The organism is Nonomuraea fuscirosea, from assembly GCF_003001935.1.
Lineage (GTDB): Bacteria > Actinomycetota > Actinomycetes > Streptosporangiales > Streptosporangiaceae > Nonomuraea > Nonomuraea fuscirosea.
The window spans coordinates 197,708-211,690 of the sequence record NZ_PVNG01000003.1 but is presented as its reverse complement, the minus strand read 5'-3'; the positions used below and the strand labels follow the sequence as shown (position 1 = coordinate 211,690).

Annotated in this window: 7 protein-coding genes; 2 read left to right on the top strand and 5 right to left on the bottom strand. The window is 72.0% G+C overall.

Annotation, left to right across the window (positions count from 1 at the left end):
* Window positions 1-22: 22 nt before the first annotated feature.
* Entirely contained in the window at window positions 23-2,320 is a 2,298-nt protein-coding gene (locus B0I32_RS08000; RefSeq protein ID WP_181307154.1) for a TOMM precursor leader peptide-binding protein, read from the bottom strand.
* Between the two features lie 316 nt (window positions 2,321-2,636).
* Between B0I32_RS08000 and B0I32_RS07995 the strand changes: the two genes are divergently transcribed.
* Window positions 2,637-5,510: an AAA family ATPase gene (locus B0I32_RS07995; protein ID WP_106236388.1), complete on the top strand. Its 2,874-nt coding sequence runs from the start codon at window positions 2,637-2,639 to the stop codon at window positions 5,508-5,510.
* A 9-nt stretch (window positions 5,511-5,519) separates the two neighbouring features.
* On the opposite strand, the gene B0I32_RS07990 is transcribed toward B0I32_RS07995, so the two are convergent.
* Both B0I32_RS07990 and B0I32_RS07985 read right to left on the bottom strand, forming a co-directional pair.
* The gene (locus B0I32_RS07990) at window positions 5,520-6,632 is read right to left on the bottom strand and encodes an acetamidase/formamidase family protein (protein ID WP_106236386.1); all 1,113 of its coding nucleotides are present in this window, start codon (window positions 6,630-6,632) and stop codon (window positions 5,520-5,522) included.
* A 132-nt stretch (window positions 6,633-6,764) separates the two neighbouring features.
* Entirely contained in the window at window positions 6,765-9,416 is a 2,652-nt protein-coding gene (locus tag B0I32_RS07985) for a cellulose binding domain-containing protein (RefSeq protein WP_106236384.1), read from the bottom strand.
* A gap of 193 nt (window positions 9,417-9,609) precedes the next feature.
* Between B0I32_RS07985 and B0I32_RS07980 the strand changes: the two genes are divergently transcribed.
* Window positions 9,610-10,380 (top strand): SDR family NAD(P)-dependent oxidoreductase, encoded by a 771-nt coding sequence (locus B0I32_RS07980; protein ID WP_106236382.1) that lies wholly within the window; start codon window positions 9,610-9,612, stop codon window positions 10,378-10,380.
* Between the two features lie 40 nt (window positions 10,381-10,420).
* Here the strand turns inward: B0I32_RS07980 and B0I32_RS07975 are convergent, their stop codons facing one another.
* Both B0I32_RS07975 and B0I32_RS07970 read right to left on the bottom strand, forming a co-directional pair.
* Window positions 10,421-10,912, bottom strand: coding sequence for a DoxX family protein (locus B0I32_RS07975; protein WP_106236380.1), 492 nt, complete (start codon window positions 10,910-10,912; stop codon window positions 10,421-10,423).
* Between the two features lie 148 nt (window positions 10,913-11,060).
* On the bottom strand, window positions 11,061-13,934 hold the full coding sequence (locus B0I32_RS07970; RefSeq protein ID WP_245955674.1) for a glycoside hydrolase family 3 protein: 2,874 nt from the start codon (window positions 13,932-13,934) through the stop codon (window positions 11,061-11,063).
* Window positions 13,935-13,983: the final 49 nt, after the last annotated feature.

Sequence of the window (13,983 nt, the reverse complement as noted above, 5' to 3'; positions counted from 1 at the left end):
CACCGCACGGCCCCCGGGACCGTCAGAAGAAGACGCTGACGGGGTTGAGCTCGTCCTCCGCCTTCGGCCGCGGGATCCAGCCGAGCGAGACCGGCACGTCGTAGAGCCGGCCGGGGCCGAGCCGCCGCCAGAAGTGGCGCATGCCGGGCGCGATCACCCGGACGACGCTCAGCTCCAGGTCGGGCCGGCTCTGGTCGAGCACCACGACCTCGACCCCGGCCGCGGCGGCCCTGTTCACGCACGTCTCGACGTCCGCGGCCAGGTCCTCGCCGCCCGAGAGCGCGTAGTCGCCGAGCGTGCGCGGGCTCTGCGCGGGGTCGGGCACCAGCCACGGCTGCTCGGCCAGTCTGGTCTCCTTCCACCAGGCGAGCGTGGCCACGTCGTCGTCCAGGTAGAGGGTGTTGCCCTGCTCGTCCCGCCGTTCCACCGAGGGCAGGAACTGGTTGACCTCGGTCAGCGTCCTGATGGCGGCGATGCGCGGGTCCAGGTGCGCGCCGAAGCCGACGATGACGTCCTCGACCGGATGCCCCTTGCGGTGCGACACCCCCACGAACGCCGGGATGCCGAGGTCGGTGGTGATGTCGAGCAGCCAGATGTCGCGGTCCATGCCCTGGTAGAACTCGCGCACGGTGTCCACGTACGGGTCGCGCAGCGAGTCGAGGTCGAAGGCCGGCCGCCTGGCCCGGTTGTACCACCACAGCGCCACCGCGTCCCGCTCCACCAGCTCGCAGAAGCCCTGCAGCACGGCCTCCTCGACGGAGTTGCCCGAGGCGTTGCCGTTGGAGTCGCCCACGCAGTAGAAGTGCCGCTCCAGGTCGGGGTGGCCGTACCAGGCGTAGCCCGAGGGCACCAGCCGCTCGCGCCCCTCGGTCAGCGACCAGGCCGGCGACCAGTCGACGGGCAGGTCGGTGCGGAAGCGCTCGGGCACCAGGTGCAGGCGGTGCGCGGGGTCCTTGTTCCACTCCTCGCGGCCGGCGTACTGGCCGTCGGAGAAGTGCAGCAGGCTCTCCGGATGCACGGCCACGGCCGGGTCGAGGTCGGCGTAGGCGGCCTCGGTCACCGGCTCCTCGCCGCGCCACACGCCGGAGTAGCGCTCGATGGCCTCGCACAGGGCGCTCACCCTGGCCTGGACCTCGGTGCGGCCCTTGCCGCCGCTCTGCCCGCGCAGGTTGCGCCGCAGCAGGTCCATGTTGTCGCCGATCATGGCGAAGTTGTGGCCGGCGGTGAAGCTGTAGGTGACGCCGTTGTCCTCTTCGGCGAACGTGTGCAACCTGGTCACCGCGCCGATGAGCGGGCTGATGTGCTTCTCCAGCCTCGCGTACGTGCGCGCGGGCGGCTCGATCCGGTAGCCGCCGTCGGTGACGTGCCTGGCGTCGCGCGCCGACAGCATCACCTTGGGGCTGCGCTCGCTGATCAGCGCCGGATCCCCGCAGGCCCGGCACTGCGGCAGCCGGATGACGGTGTGCTCCATGGTGGCCAGCGAGCGCAGGTCGACCGTGGTCATGCTGCCTTCGAGGCGGGCGGGCGGGTTCGTGCCGCCGTCGCGGGCGACCGCGATCCTGGCCAGCTCCACCGCCAGCAGCCCGCCCGCGACCGAGGGGCCGGCGGGCACGGACTCGCGGGCCGGATGGTAGGGCATGCCGCCTCCGCGCTTGCCCGCCAGATACCGCTCTACCTGCCGGTTCCCGGCCAGCCGCTGCGCCAGGCAGGCCCAGCAGCCGGTACGGCCAGGCCGCAGCACCGGGCCCACCCACAGCGTGATCCCGGACGGCTTGACCAGCGCCCACGGGTGCTCGGCGGCCAGGTAGGCGGCGTTGAGCCGCTCCAGCGCGGGATCGAGGTAGTCGCCGGTGACGACGACCGAAAGCTCGCCCTGCGGGCCCGCGGCCTCGTCCTCGACGGTCCTCGTACGGATGCGCAGCCCGTGCTTGCGCAGCACGGCCTCGACCGGCCCGGCGTCGGCGTCCCCGCAGGCGACCACGGTGAATTCGGCGCGTTCCAGCGCGGCGTGCGCCCGGACCGGATCGACGCCCTGCGCGTCCCAGAAGGCCAGCGTGCCCTCCGGCCAGTCCGGCCGCCCCTCGGCGAGCACTCCGAACGCGGCGAACTTGCGCAGGGCGGTGAGCGTCTGGGTGAGCGGCAGCTCGCCGCTGAGCGTCGCGGCGATCTCGGCGACCGTGTGCCGCCCGTCCAAATAGGGCAGGAGCCTGCCGGCCCCCGCGGCCTGCACTCGATAGTGCTGGCCGTCGGCCAGCAGGAAAACTTTCGACCCGTCGATCACCTGAGCGGTGAAGTGTGCCTTGAGACGTGGGCGGTCCATGGCGCTCCCCGTATTGGGTCCCAATCTTGCTGCTGTCATTGCCGCTGTCATTCGTGCTTTCTTTTGATCGCAGAGTTGCATCGGGCCCGCTGCCGTGTAAAGACGTAATTCCGGCGTACGCATTCAGCCGTACGGTGGCGGTGGAATACGTATACGAGGGGCCGGGAATGCGCATTCACCCGGTCGCGGGGCCGATGTGAGATCTGACAACGTGTCGTCATAATTGTCCGATTTGTCCGTCAGCTATTGACAGGCGACCTGTCCATGGCGGGATGATCCTTGTGACAGTCCAGGGGGCCAAGCTTTTGGAGTAGCGATGTCTTCCGGGCAGACGCTGCTACACCGTGACGTAGAACTAGCCGCTGTACGGGAAGTGCTGTCCAGGATTCGCGGGTCGAGTCCGTCCGTGCTGCTGATCCAGGGCGCACGCGGGATGGGCCGCACCACGCTGCTCAACGCGGCGCTGTCGACCCTGGCCGAGACGGGCGCGGTGCTGCTCATGGCGCGCGGCCACCCCGCCGAGCGCGAGCACCCCTTCGGCGTCATCCGGCAGCTGTTCGAGCCGCTCATGGCGGCCGGCCGCGCGCCGCCCACCGGCCTGACGCTGGACGAGGAGCGGAAGGACGCCGTCACCCCCGACGTGCTGCACGGGCTCTACCGCGCCACCCGCAGCTTCACCGGCGACCAGCCGCTGATCATCGCCGTCGACGACGTGCACCATGCCGATCAGCAGTCCTCAGAATGGTGCTCCTACATCGCCAGGCGGCTCGACGGCCTGCCCATCGCGATGATCCTCACCAGTGCCGACCCCGGCGAGTCCGGGGGGAACGACCTCGCCAGGGACCTGGCGGCGCTGCCGTACATGCGGCTGCTGCGGCCCGCGCCGCTGCCCCACCTGGCCGCGCGGCGGCTGCTCGCCTGCCAGCTCGGCACCGCCGAGCAGCAGGTCGACGCCGAGGTGGCACTCGCCTGCCACCAGCTCACCCGGGGCAACCCCGCGCTGCTGCACGAGCTGGCCACCCGGCTGGCCAGGACCGGCGTGAGCGCGACCCGCGACGAGCTGCCCCGGGTGCTGGAGGCGGGGGCGGCGGCGATGACGGAGACCGCGCTCGGCTGGCTGACCGACAGCGACTCCGGCGCCGACGCGGCCGGCGTGGACCTGCTCCGCGCCCTGGCCGTGGTGGCGCCCGACGACGGCCTGGAGCTGGCCGCCATGCTCGCCGGGCACGGTCAGGACGCGGCGCGGGTGGCCGCGGCCCGGCTGCGCGCCCTCGGGCTGATCACGGGCTCGCCGCCCGGCCGGTTCCCGCATCCGGGCGTGCAGCAGGCGGTGCTGGCCGGCATGGACCCCGACGAGCGCGACCGGCTGCACCGCCGTACCGCGGCGCTGCTGCACCGGCTCGGCGCGCCGCTGAGCAGCTCGGCCAGGCACCTGATGTCGGCCGGCCCGACCGGCGACCCGCTGACCGTGACCGTGCTGCGCGAGGCCGCGGAGGAGGCCGGCGGCAACCACGCCTGGCAGGACGCGACCGGCTACCTGCACCGCGCCCTGGCCGAGACCGACGACCGCGACACCGTGCTGGAGGTCACCGCCGAGCTGGGCGCCGTCGAGAAGCACCGCGACCTGCCCGCCTGCCTGCGGCACCTGCGCACGGTCTACGGCCGGGTCAAGCGGGCGCCGCAGGCGCTGATGTCGATGACCCCGTTCGCCGACCTCCTGGTCACCGTGAACTCCGCGGAGGCCGGCGAGGTGCTGGCCGAGGCGGCGACCACCGCCGCCGCGACGCCGCAGTTCGCCGGCGCCGACCTGGCCCTGCTGTTCGCCGCCCAGGCACTGCTGTGGGGCCGCTCGGCGGGACAGATCGGGGTACGGCGGCTGGGCCGTTCGTTCGGCACGCTGCTCACCCCCGCCGCCAGGGAGTTCCTCAGCGCGCTCGCCCTGGCCACCGGCGCGCGCGGCCGCAATCTGCCGCGCATGCTCGCCCAGACCCGCCGCTGCATGGACGGCCAGGGCGCGGTCCCGGTGACCGCGGTGCTGCCCCTCGTGTGGGGCGACCGCCTCGACGAGGCCTCCTACTGGTCCGAACGGCTGGTCAGCGAGACCAGGGACGAAGGCTCCAGCACCAGGCTGGCCCTGGCACTGTTAGCCAGGGCCGAGGTGCGTTACCAGCTCGGCAGCCTGGACGCGGCGCTGCGCGACGCCAACGACGCCATCGCCAGCGCCCGCGAGGTCCAGGCCGAGGGCTTCCACGCCGCCGCCACCGCCTGCGCCGCCAGGATCCTGGTCGAGCGGGGCGAGCTGGAGGCCGCGGAGACCGCGCTCGGCACGGTCAGGACGTACGGCGACTGGCACCCGCTGATCTCCGGCCACGTCCTGGACGCGCTGGGACGCGTGCACCTCTCCCACGGCCGGCCCCGCGACGGGCTGCTGACCCTGCTGGAGTGCGGACGCCGCCTGACCGCCGCCGGCATCACCAACCCGGCCTGCGTACCCTGGGGCACCAACACGATCCTGGCCTACACCCTGTCCGGCGAACGCTCGGCCGCCCGCATGGTGGCCGAGCGCGAGCTGGAGCTGGCCCGGGCGTGGGGCGCTCCCACCACGATCGCCCGCGCGCTCAGCGCGGGCAGCGTCGCCCACGAGGGCGCCACCCGGCTCGACATGCTGCACGAGGCGGTGGACCTGCTGGCCCACCGGGGCGCCCGGCTCGAACAGGCCAGGGCGATGCTCCGCCTCGGCATCGCGCAACGCCAGGCGGGCGACACCGGCAAGGCGCACGAGACGCTGGCCATGGCGCTGCGGCTGGCCGCCGACTGCGGCGCCGTCCGGCTGGCCGCGCTCGCCGACAAGCACCGGACCGCCACCGCGCCGCGCCGCCCCGCCGCGCCGTCCGCCAACGGCCAGGACGGCCATCCGCTGACCGTGGGTGAACGCCGGGTCACCGACCTGGTGCTGCGCGGGATGAGCAATCTGGAGGTGGCCACCGTCCTGTCGATCAGCAAGCGCACCGTGGACACCCATCTGGCGCGGATCTACCGCAAGCTGGGCATCCACACGCGGGCCGAGCTCGCCGTCATCCTCACCGGCCTGTCCGACCACGACGCGCCCGAGTCGAATGGGCACGCGGACGAGCCGGTGGGTGAACGGGCGGACGAGCCGACGCCCGCCGCGTTGCTGGAAGACCTCTGACCGCCCGCGCTAGTCGGTGAAGACGTCCTCCGGGAGGAACGCCGACACCAGGAAGCTGGGCACGTCCACGAGCTGGCTCACCTTGAGGTCCACCGCCACGCTGCAGATCGCGTACGCCTGCTGCGCGCTCCACCCCCGCTCCCCCAGGTGGTCGATCATCTCCAGCAGCGCGTTCCTGGCCGCCAGCGTCGCGTCCTCGGCCGACACCTCCCCGTCCCCGCTCACCGACATGCCGGTGGTGGCGTAGAACCGGCGCGGCGCCGCGTACGCCGGCGCCACCCAGTAATCCGACCGGGCGAACCTCGGCCCCCTGATCCCCTTCTCCGCCGCCTGCCCCTCGTGCACGGTGAACCGCACCCGCAGCGTCGCCCGCATCTCGATCGCCGTGCCGCACGCCTCGCAGTCCCCCTGCGCGAAGTGCGCGTCCCCGGCCGAGAACAGCGCGCCAGGCGCGTCCACCGGCAGGTACAGCCGCGTGCCCGCGCCGAGCTGCTTGATGTCCACGTTGCCGCCCTGCTCCCTGGGCGGGATGGTACGCAGCCCCGCGGCTCCGACGGCGTCGGCCGGGACGGCGCCGTCCGGCGAGGGCGGCAGCACGAACCCGCCGCGCGCCAGCGCCGCCTGCTCCCTGGCCGTGGTCCTGGCCAGCGACTCGCGTCCGGGCGACAGCCCGATCGTGCCCATGAACGGCGCCGCCGGGATCCGCACCCCGGGCAGGTCGGCCGAGACCGCCCACCCGTCGTCGAGCTCCCAGCGCACCATGAACGGCTCGGGGAAGACGTCACGCAGGAACCCGAAACCGGGAACCTGGACGGTGTAGCCGTAGCGGTCCGGCGCGACCTCCAGGATCTCCACCTCCAGCAGATCCCCCGGCCGCGCCCCCTCCACATGGACGGGGCCGGTGAGCGGGTGCACGACGTCCAGGTCAGGTGCTTCGACGGTCTTCAGCGTGGCCTCGGGGCCCATCTGGCCGTCGAAGGCGTCCCTGGTCTCCAGGATCACCTCGTCGCCCGGCTCGCAGCGGACGATGGGCGGGATGTCCGGATGCCAGCGGTTGTGGCCGGTGCCGGGCTCGTCGCGGAGAGGGAGGTCGGGGTCGATGCGGATCTCGTGTACGGCCATGGCGGGCCCCCTCGGATGAGGCGTGTGAGCGCCACGCTTCGCCCGCCCGCCGCCCCTGTCAAGACCTCATCAGCACGGACGGCGGGACCGCACGGGGGTGAGTCCCGTGCGGTCCCCGGTCGTTTCAGGCCGTCACGTCGGGGTGCAGGTGAGGGTGGTGGGTGGGGAGTTGGTGCCGGTGTGGGAGCCGTTGAGGCCGAACGACGTCGTCGCCCCGGCCGCGACGTCGCCGTTGTAGCCGGCGTTCGTCACCGTGACGCTCGTGCCCGTCTGGGCCGGGGTGCCGCCCCAGAGGTTGGTGATCTTCTGGTCTCCCGGCCAGGTCCAGGTCACCCGCCAGCCGGTGATCGGCGCGGCGCCGGTGTTGCTGACGGTGACGTTCGCCTGGAAGCCACCGGGCCAGGAGTTGCCGGGCTGGTAGGTGGCCGTGCAGCCGGTACCGGTCGTGGGAGTGACGGTCGGGGTGACCGTGGGGGTGACGGTCGGTGTGGGGGTGACGGTCACCGGCGGGCCCGTGCGGTCGCCGTAGATGATGCCGCGCCCGTTGGTGCCCAGGTAGACGCGCCCGTACACGCGCGGATCCCCCGTCAGCGCCTCCCCCATGTTGCCCCACTGGTGCTGGTCGTCGTTGATGCGCACCCACGCCGACCCGCCGGTGTCCGACCGGTACAGGCCGGTGACGCCGTCGATGGTGGCCACCGCGTACACGGCCGGGTACGTCGCGCCGGGCGCGGCCTTGCCGAAGCCGACGTTGACCGCGTTCGTGACGCCGGACAGCTTGGCGAAGGAGGCGCCGCTGTCGGTCGAGTGCCAGATGCCGCCCTCGCCCGCCACCCACACGTCACCCTCGACGCCGGCCACGGCCTTGACCTTGCCGCTCGCGGGCAGCCCGGTGGCGGCGGTGGCGGTGAAGGTGGCGCCGCCGTCGGTGCTGAGGTGCAGGCGTCCGCCGCCGAGCCCGTAGAACTTGCGCGGGTTGACCCGGTCCGACTCCAGCACGGCCTCCGTCGGCAGGCCGGAAGCCTGCTGCCAGGAGTTGCCGTAGCCGACCGAGTGGACGGGAGTCACACCCTTGGGCGCCCAGACGAAGCGGGAGCCGTCGGCCGCGGCGGCGACCGTGCCGCCCTCGTTGACGCCGCCGGGCTCGGTGCCCTGGAACCAGGTGGCGCCGCCGTCGGTGGAGAAGGCCACGTGGCTGTCGTTCGGGCGGTCGGCGTCGGTGAAGTTGCCCGCCCTGACCATGATCGAGGGCGCCTTCTCCGCGTAGTCGAGGCTGGTGGTGGAGGTGAAGACCGGCGCGGTGAACATCATCGGCGGTACGGCGTCCAGGTTCGTGTGCCGGAACCCGCCGATGTCGCCGAGCCCGCTGACCAGGGGCGCGCCGCTGGGCGGGCTGATGAGGTCGAGCACCGCCGTCTCCTCCAGCCCCTTGGCCATCGGCCTGATCGTGAACTGGGAGCCGGCGTCCCACCGGGTGAGGTTCTCGGTGCCGTAGATGGTGGCGCCGGTGCCGTACATCATCCTGTCGGAGTCGAACGGGTCGATCTCCAGCGACTCGGTCATCCAGCCGAGCTTGGGGGCGACCTCAGGCGGCTGCGGGTTGGCGCCGAACGTGAGCCAGGGGTTCTCGGAGATGTTCATCGTGTAGCGGAAACTGCGGCTCGGGTACGACGTCCAGTCCCACACCCGGGTCCAGGTGGCGCCGGAGTCCGTCGAGCGGAAGAAGATCACGTCGGGCCACCAGGAGATCTGCGTGGCCACCATGATCGTGCCCGGATTCCGGCGGTCGACGGTCAGGCCGCTGTAGCCGAAGTAGTCGTCGGCGCTGGAGGAGGGGACGGGGCTGATCTGGGTCCAGGTGCCGGTGGCGGTGGCGTAGCGCCACACGTCGCCCTTGGCTCCGTCGTACGGGCCGCCGGTGTCGCTGGTGGCGAGGTAGAGGTAGCCGTTCACGGTGTCGAGCACGCCTTTGTGCGCGATGTACCCGGTGGGCTGGCCGGCCAGCCGCGACCAGGTGCTGCCGCCGTCGGTGGTGCGGTAGACGGTGTTGTCCTTGTCGGCGACGCCCACGTAGATGGTCCTGGTGGCGCCGCCCGGGCTGGACGAACGCTTGTCGTAGGTCACCCAGACCACGCCGGGACGGTGGCTCAGGTAACCGTTGGGGTCGCCGGGGTCCTGCGCGTAGTTGCCCGCGTTCGGGAAACCGGTCACCTTCGACCAGGTCGCGCCGTAGTCGGTGCTGCGCCACAGGCCGTTGCCGTTGGGAGCGCCGAGATAGAGGATCCGGTTGTCGTTCGGGTCGACCGACAGCGCCTCGCCCATGCCGCGGCCGGGCATGTTGCCGCCCAGCTTGAACGGCAGCGGCGTGACCTGCCAGGTGTCGCCCTTGTCCGTGGAGCGCAGGACGGCGCCGTTGTTCGGGTCCCAGCTGTTGGTGTACATGCCGACGGCCGCGTACACCCGGTTGGTCTGCACGGGGTCGGTGGCCAGGCTGATCACCCCGTTGTAGCCCCACTTGTCCCAGCCGGCCCAGTCGAGCAGCGGGGTCCAGGACTTGGTGGACTGGTTCCACCGGTACGCGCCGCCGATGTCGGTGCGGGCGTAGATGAGGTTCCGCTCGGACGGGTTGAAGACGATGCCGGGCACGAAGCCCCCGCCGTCGATCCTGACGTTCTGGTACGCGTACGGATCCGAGGCGACCGCCGAGACCGGCGACATCCGGACGATCGCCGCCGCGATCAGCACGGCGACGGTCGTGAGCATGACGAATAATCTTCTTCGCATGCGCGGCTCTTCCTTTCCGGGCACGCCGGCAGGCGTCCCCAAGGCGTCAGACGACCGCCATGCACGAGCAGAGTGCAGGACCCTGACCGTCGCCGCGCCTTCGCGCATGAGCTCATCAGCAGGCTCACACACACGCGCACCCACGGTCAATAGTTTGGATAGACAACGAATTAATGCCGCCAAGGAGGCACGCATGACGACGTTTCCCGACTACCGCGTGGACGGAAAGATCGCGCTGGTCACGGGCGCGGCACGGGGTCTCGGCCGGGCGATCTCGCTGGCCCTGGCGAACGCCGGCGCCGACGTCGCGCTCGGCTTCCGGGACGCCGGGGCCGACGGCGGGCTGACCGACGAGGTCCGCGGGCTGGGCCGGGCCGCGCTGCCGCTGCAGATGGACATGACCGCGCCCGCCCAGATCGCGGAATCGGTGCGCGCGGTGGTGGAGCGGTTCGGCCGGATCGACATCCTGGTCAACAACGCCGGCATCGCCCCGGGCAACCCGGCCGAGGACGTGACGGAGGACGACTTCGACCGGACGGTACGGGTCAACCTGAAGGGCACGTTCCTGGCCAGCCAGGCGGCCGGCCGGGTGATGATCGAGCAGGGGTACGGGCGGATCGTGAACGTCGGGTCACAGGCCGGCGAGGTGGCCCTGCCCGGCGAGTCCGTCTATTGCATGACGAAGGCGGCCATCGCCCACCTGACCCGCTGCCTGGCCGTCGAATGGGGCCCGCACGGCGTCACGGTCAACAACGTCGCCCCCACGTTCATCCGCACCCCCGGCACCGCGCCCGCCCTGTCGGACCCGGCGTTCGAGGCCGACGTGATCGAGCGGATCGCGGCGCTGCACCGCATCGGCGAGCCCATGGACGTCGCGGGGGCGGTGCTCTTCCTCGCCTCCCCCGCGGCGTCGCTGATCACGGGACACACGCTGGTCATCGACGGCGGCTGGACGGTCCGCTAGGCAGCTCACCCACTCCCGTCCTCGGCGGCCGGACGGCCCGTCAGGCACTCACCCGCTCCACGGGCGCGGCCTCCGAGCGGGCGGTGAACGGAAGCGCCGCCCACAGGGCGATCGCGATGTACAGCGCCTGCTCGGGGATGCGCTGCCAGAGCGGCGAGGAGACCACGAGGTCGGCCTCGGCGGCGTGCACGTTCGCCGGCAGCAGCGCCAGGAACAGCAGCGCCAGGCAGATCCCGGCGGCCTTACGGGTGCGCCCGAGCACCAGCCCGGCCGCCCCGGCCAGCTCCAGCACGCCGCTCAGGTACACCATGAAGCCGGGGAACGGCACGAACGGCGGCACCATGGCCAGCATGTCGGCGTAGTTGGGCATGAAGGTCACGCCGGCCGGGACGAAGTGGGCGCTGGCGGTCATGACCAGCATGACGGCCAGGCCATGGGCCGCGCTCACCCGCCACGTGCCGAACCGGCCCACACCCAGCACTCCCAGCAGCCGGAACGCCAGCGTGGCGACCAGCAGAACGATCACGGTCATGAGACACCCCTTTTGGATAGTCGTGTTATCCAAGCAATAGATAACACGACTATCCAATGGAAGGCAAGCCCGCCGGGCGGCCACGACCATGCTCGCGGCCGCCCGCCGGAGTCCTCATCGGGCGCGTGTCCTCAACAGGCGCATGTCCTCATCGGGCGAGTGCGAAGTCCCTGATCCGCAGATCGCCCTTGAACACCAGGTAGACGCTCCCGGTGCCGGCCCGCACCGAAGCGCTCGCCGTCCCGTACGTGTAGATCCCTCCCGTGGCGGGCACCGGCACGGTCGCCAGCAGCGCGCCGGTCGGCGAGCCGCGGCGCACCTCGAACGAGCCGCCGCCCACCGAGGCCACCGCGGCCGTCAGGCGCGAGCCCCACGAAGCGCCGGTGTACGCCACCCAGTCACCGGCCGAGCCCTCGACCACCTCGCCCCGCGCCTTGCTCTCGTCGGCGAAGGCGACCCCCGCGTAGTCGTCGAAGTCCATCGCCCGCGTCGTCCTGGTCAGGTCGCGCACGGGGACGGTCTCGCCGGGCACGCGCAGCGTGGTGCGTTGACGGATCCGGTCGGAGGCGGAGCCGACGAGGACGTCGTGGGTGGCGTCCTCGACCAGCCACCTGCCCCGGGTGTGATCCCAGACGGCCAGGTCCGACCGCTTGAGCGGGAAGGTGACCGTCCGCGTCTCGCCCGGGGCGAGCGTGATCCGCTGGAAGCCGCGCAGCCGCTTGACCGGCTGCGCGAAGCGGGAGTCGCGCTGGTGGGTGTAGAGCTGGACCACCTCGTCGCCCTTCACCCTGCCGGTGTTGGTGACCTTGACGCTCACCTGGTCGCCGTGCGCGCGCAGGCCCTGGTAACCGAAGGAGGTGTAGCTCAGGCCGTGGCCGAAGGCGTAGAGCGGCTTGTCCTCGCCGTACAGGTACGTCATCCCGGTCTTGACCAGGTCGTAGTCCAGCAGGCTCGGCAGCGCGCCGGCCGCGGGCCAGGTCTGGGTGAGCCGGCCGCCGGGGTTGACGTCGCCGAAGAGCACGTCGGCGACGGCGTGCCCGGTCTCCGCGCCCGCGTGCGTGGTCCACAGCAGGGTCGGGGCGTCCACGACGACCGGATAGCTCGTCTCCAGGACGACCACGGTGCGCGGGTTGGCCTTGCGCACGGCCTCGATCAGCCGGAGCTGTCCGGCGCCGAGCCGCAGGTCGTCGCGGTCGTGGAACTCGCGGCCCGCGACGAAGGGATGGCTGCCCGCCACGACCACCGCGACCTCGGCCTCGGCGGCGCGCGCGGCGGCCGCGGCGATGCCGTCGGAGACGACCTCCTTGGCGAACTTCGCCGCCTGCGCCTTCGGCACCAGGGCGAGCGCGCCGTCGGTGACGCCCACGTACGCGTCGGGCAGGCCGAACCAGCTCTCGACCGTCTCGTATCCGGCGTAGCGGATGAGGTGGCTGCCGTCGGGCTGCTTCTCCAGCGCGAACTGCTGGGAGACGTACCAGCCGTCGGGTTCGGCGTCGTCGGTGTCGAGCGAGCGCCAGTCGCCGCCCAGCAGCCGGCCGTTGCCCGCGTTGCGCAGTGTGGAGACGCCGCCGGTCCAGTCGGTGAGGTCCCACTGCGACGCCGCGCCCGGCGCGGTGTCGATCAGCCCGGCGTTGTCGTCGGGCCCGGTGCCGGTCGCGGTGACGTACTTGCCGGAGTCGAGGTGCCTGAGCGCGACGCGCTCCAGGCCCTCGCCGGTGGTGACGGAGCCGACCCGCTCCTCGATCCCGTCGAGCGGCGTCACCTGGTACGGCAGCTGCCCCGAGTACCAGTCCCGGTACAGCCGGTCCGCCAGCGGCCCCACCACGGCGGCCGACTTGGGCTTGCCGAGGGGCAGCACGCCGGAGTTCTTCAGCAGCACAGCCGCCTTGCCGGCGGTCTCCCGGTTGAGCCGCTTGTTCGCCGCGCTGCCGATCACGTCCGCCGTGATCCGCGCGTACGGCCCGCCGTCCGGATCGAAGTGGCCCAGCCGGGTCCGGATGGACAGCACGTGGCGTACCGACTTGTCCACGTCGGCCACGGTGATGCGGCCCTGGTCGAGCGCGGCCTTGAGGTTGGTCAGCATCGGCCCGAGGTCGCTGCCGTCGATCGTGAAGCTGTCCAGCCCGGCCTTCAGCACCGCGGCGAACGCCTCGGGCTTGTCGTCGTAGTAGCGCTCCAGGTCGGTGAGCGCGTGCGGGCCCCAGGCGTCGCTCGGGTTGTAGAGCGTCCGGTCGGTCCAGGTCCTGACCACGTCGTTCAGGTCCGGGTTGACGTGGTTGGGCCGCCCGTTGACCAGGTTGTACGACGCCATCACTCCGGTCGCGGCGTCGGCCGAGATGGCCGCCTTGAAGGCCGGCTCGTAGTACTCGTGCTTGAGCTTGGGCGTCAGGTTGGAGGAGGTGAGGCTGCGGTCGGTCTCGTTGTTGTAGGCCAGGTAGTGCTTCAGCACGGGCGCGGTCTTCAGGTAGAAGGGGTCGTCACCCTGCAGCCCCTTGCCGTACGCGGTCGAGATGGCCCCCGTGAGCAGCGGATCCTCGGAGTACCCCTCCTCGTTGCGACCCGCGCGCGGGTCGCGCAGCAGGTCGACCACCGGCGCCCACACCTGCAGGCCCCACAGGACGGGATCGACGGCGTTGTAGCCGCGCGTCTCGTCGCCCACCGCTGAGCCGACCTTCCTGATCAGCACCGGGTCCCAGGTGCTGGCCAGCCCGACCGGCTGCGGGAAGACGGTGCCGGCGGCGAACTTCTGGTTCCAGTTGTCGTCGCGGTGGTTGGACCAGGCGACGCCGTGCAGCGCCTCGGTGCCGTTCTTGTGGTAGGCGATGCCGAGGCGCGGGATCGCCGGCTGCGACTGGTGCAGCAGGCTCAGCTTCTCGTCGAGGGTGAGCCGGCCGAGCAGGTCGGTGACGCGCTGGTCGAGCGGCAGGGCCGGGTTCTGGAAGGGGTATGCCTGAGCGGCCCGGGCGGCCTGAGCGACCTGGTCGGCCTGGGCGGCGGGCGCGCCGCATAACGCCGCAGCCAACGAAACAACCGCTAATAACGGGACTTTTCGCATCTTGAGGGATTCTCCG

Excerpts from the sequence above, each read along its gene's own strand:
- B0I32_RS08000 (WP_181307154.1), bottom strand. The coding sequence starts at position 2,320 with ATGGACCGCCCACGTCTCAAGGCACACTTCACCGCTCAGGTGATCGAC.
- B0I32_RS07995 (WP_106236388.1), top strand. The coding sequence starts at position 2,637 with ATGTCTTCCGGGCAGACGCTGCTACACCGTGACGTAGAACTAGCCGCT.
- B0I32_RS07990 (WP_106236386.1), bottom strand. The coding sequence starts at position 6,632 with ATGGCCGTACACGAGATCCGCATCGACCCCGACCTCCCTCTCCGCGAC.
- B0I32_RS07985 (WP_106236384.1), bottom strand. The coding sequence starts at position 9,416 with ATGCGAAGAAGATTATTCGTCATGCTCACGACCGTCGCCGTGCTGATC.
- B0I32_RS07980 (WP_106236382.1), top strand. The coding sequence starts at position 9,610 with ATGACGACGTTTCCCGACTACCGCGTGGACGGAAAGATCGCGCTGGTC.
- B0I32_RS07975 (WP_106236380.1), bottom strand. The coding sequence starts at position 10,912 with ATGACCGTGATCGTTCTGCTGGTCGCCACGCTGGCGTTCCGGCTGCTG.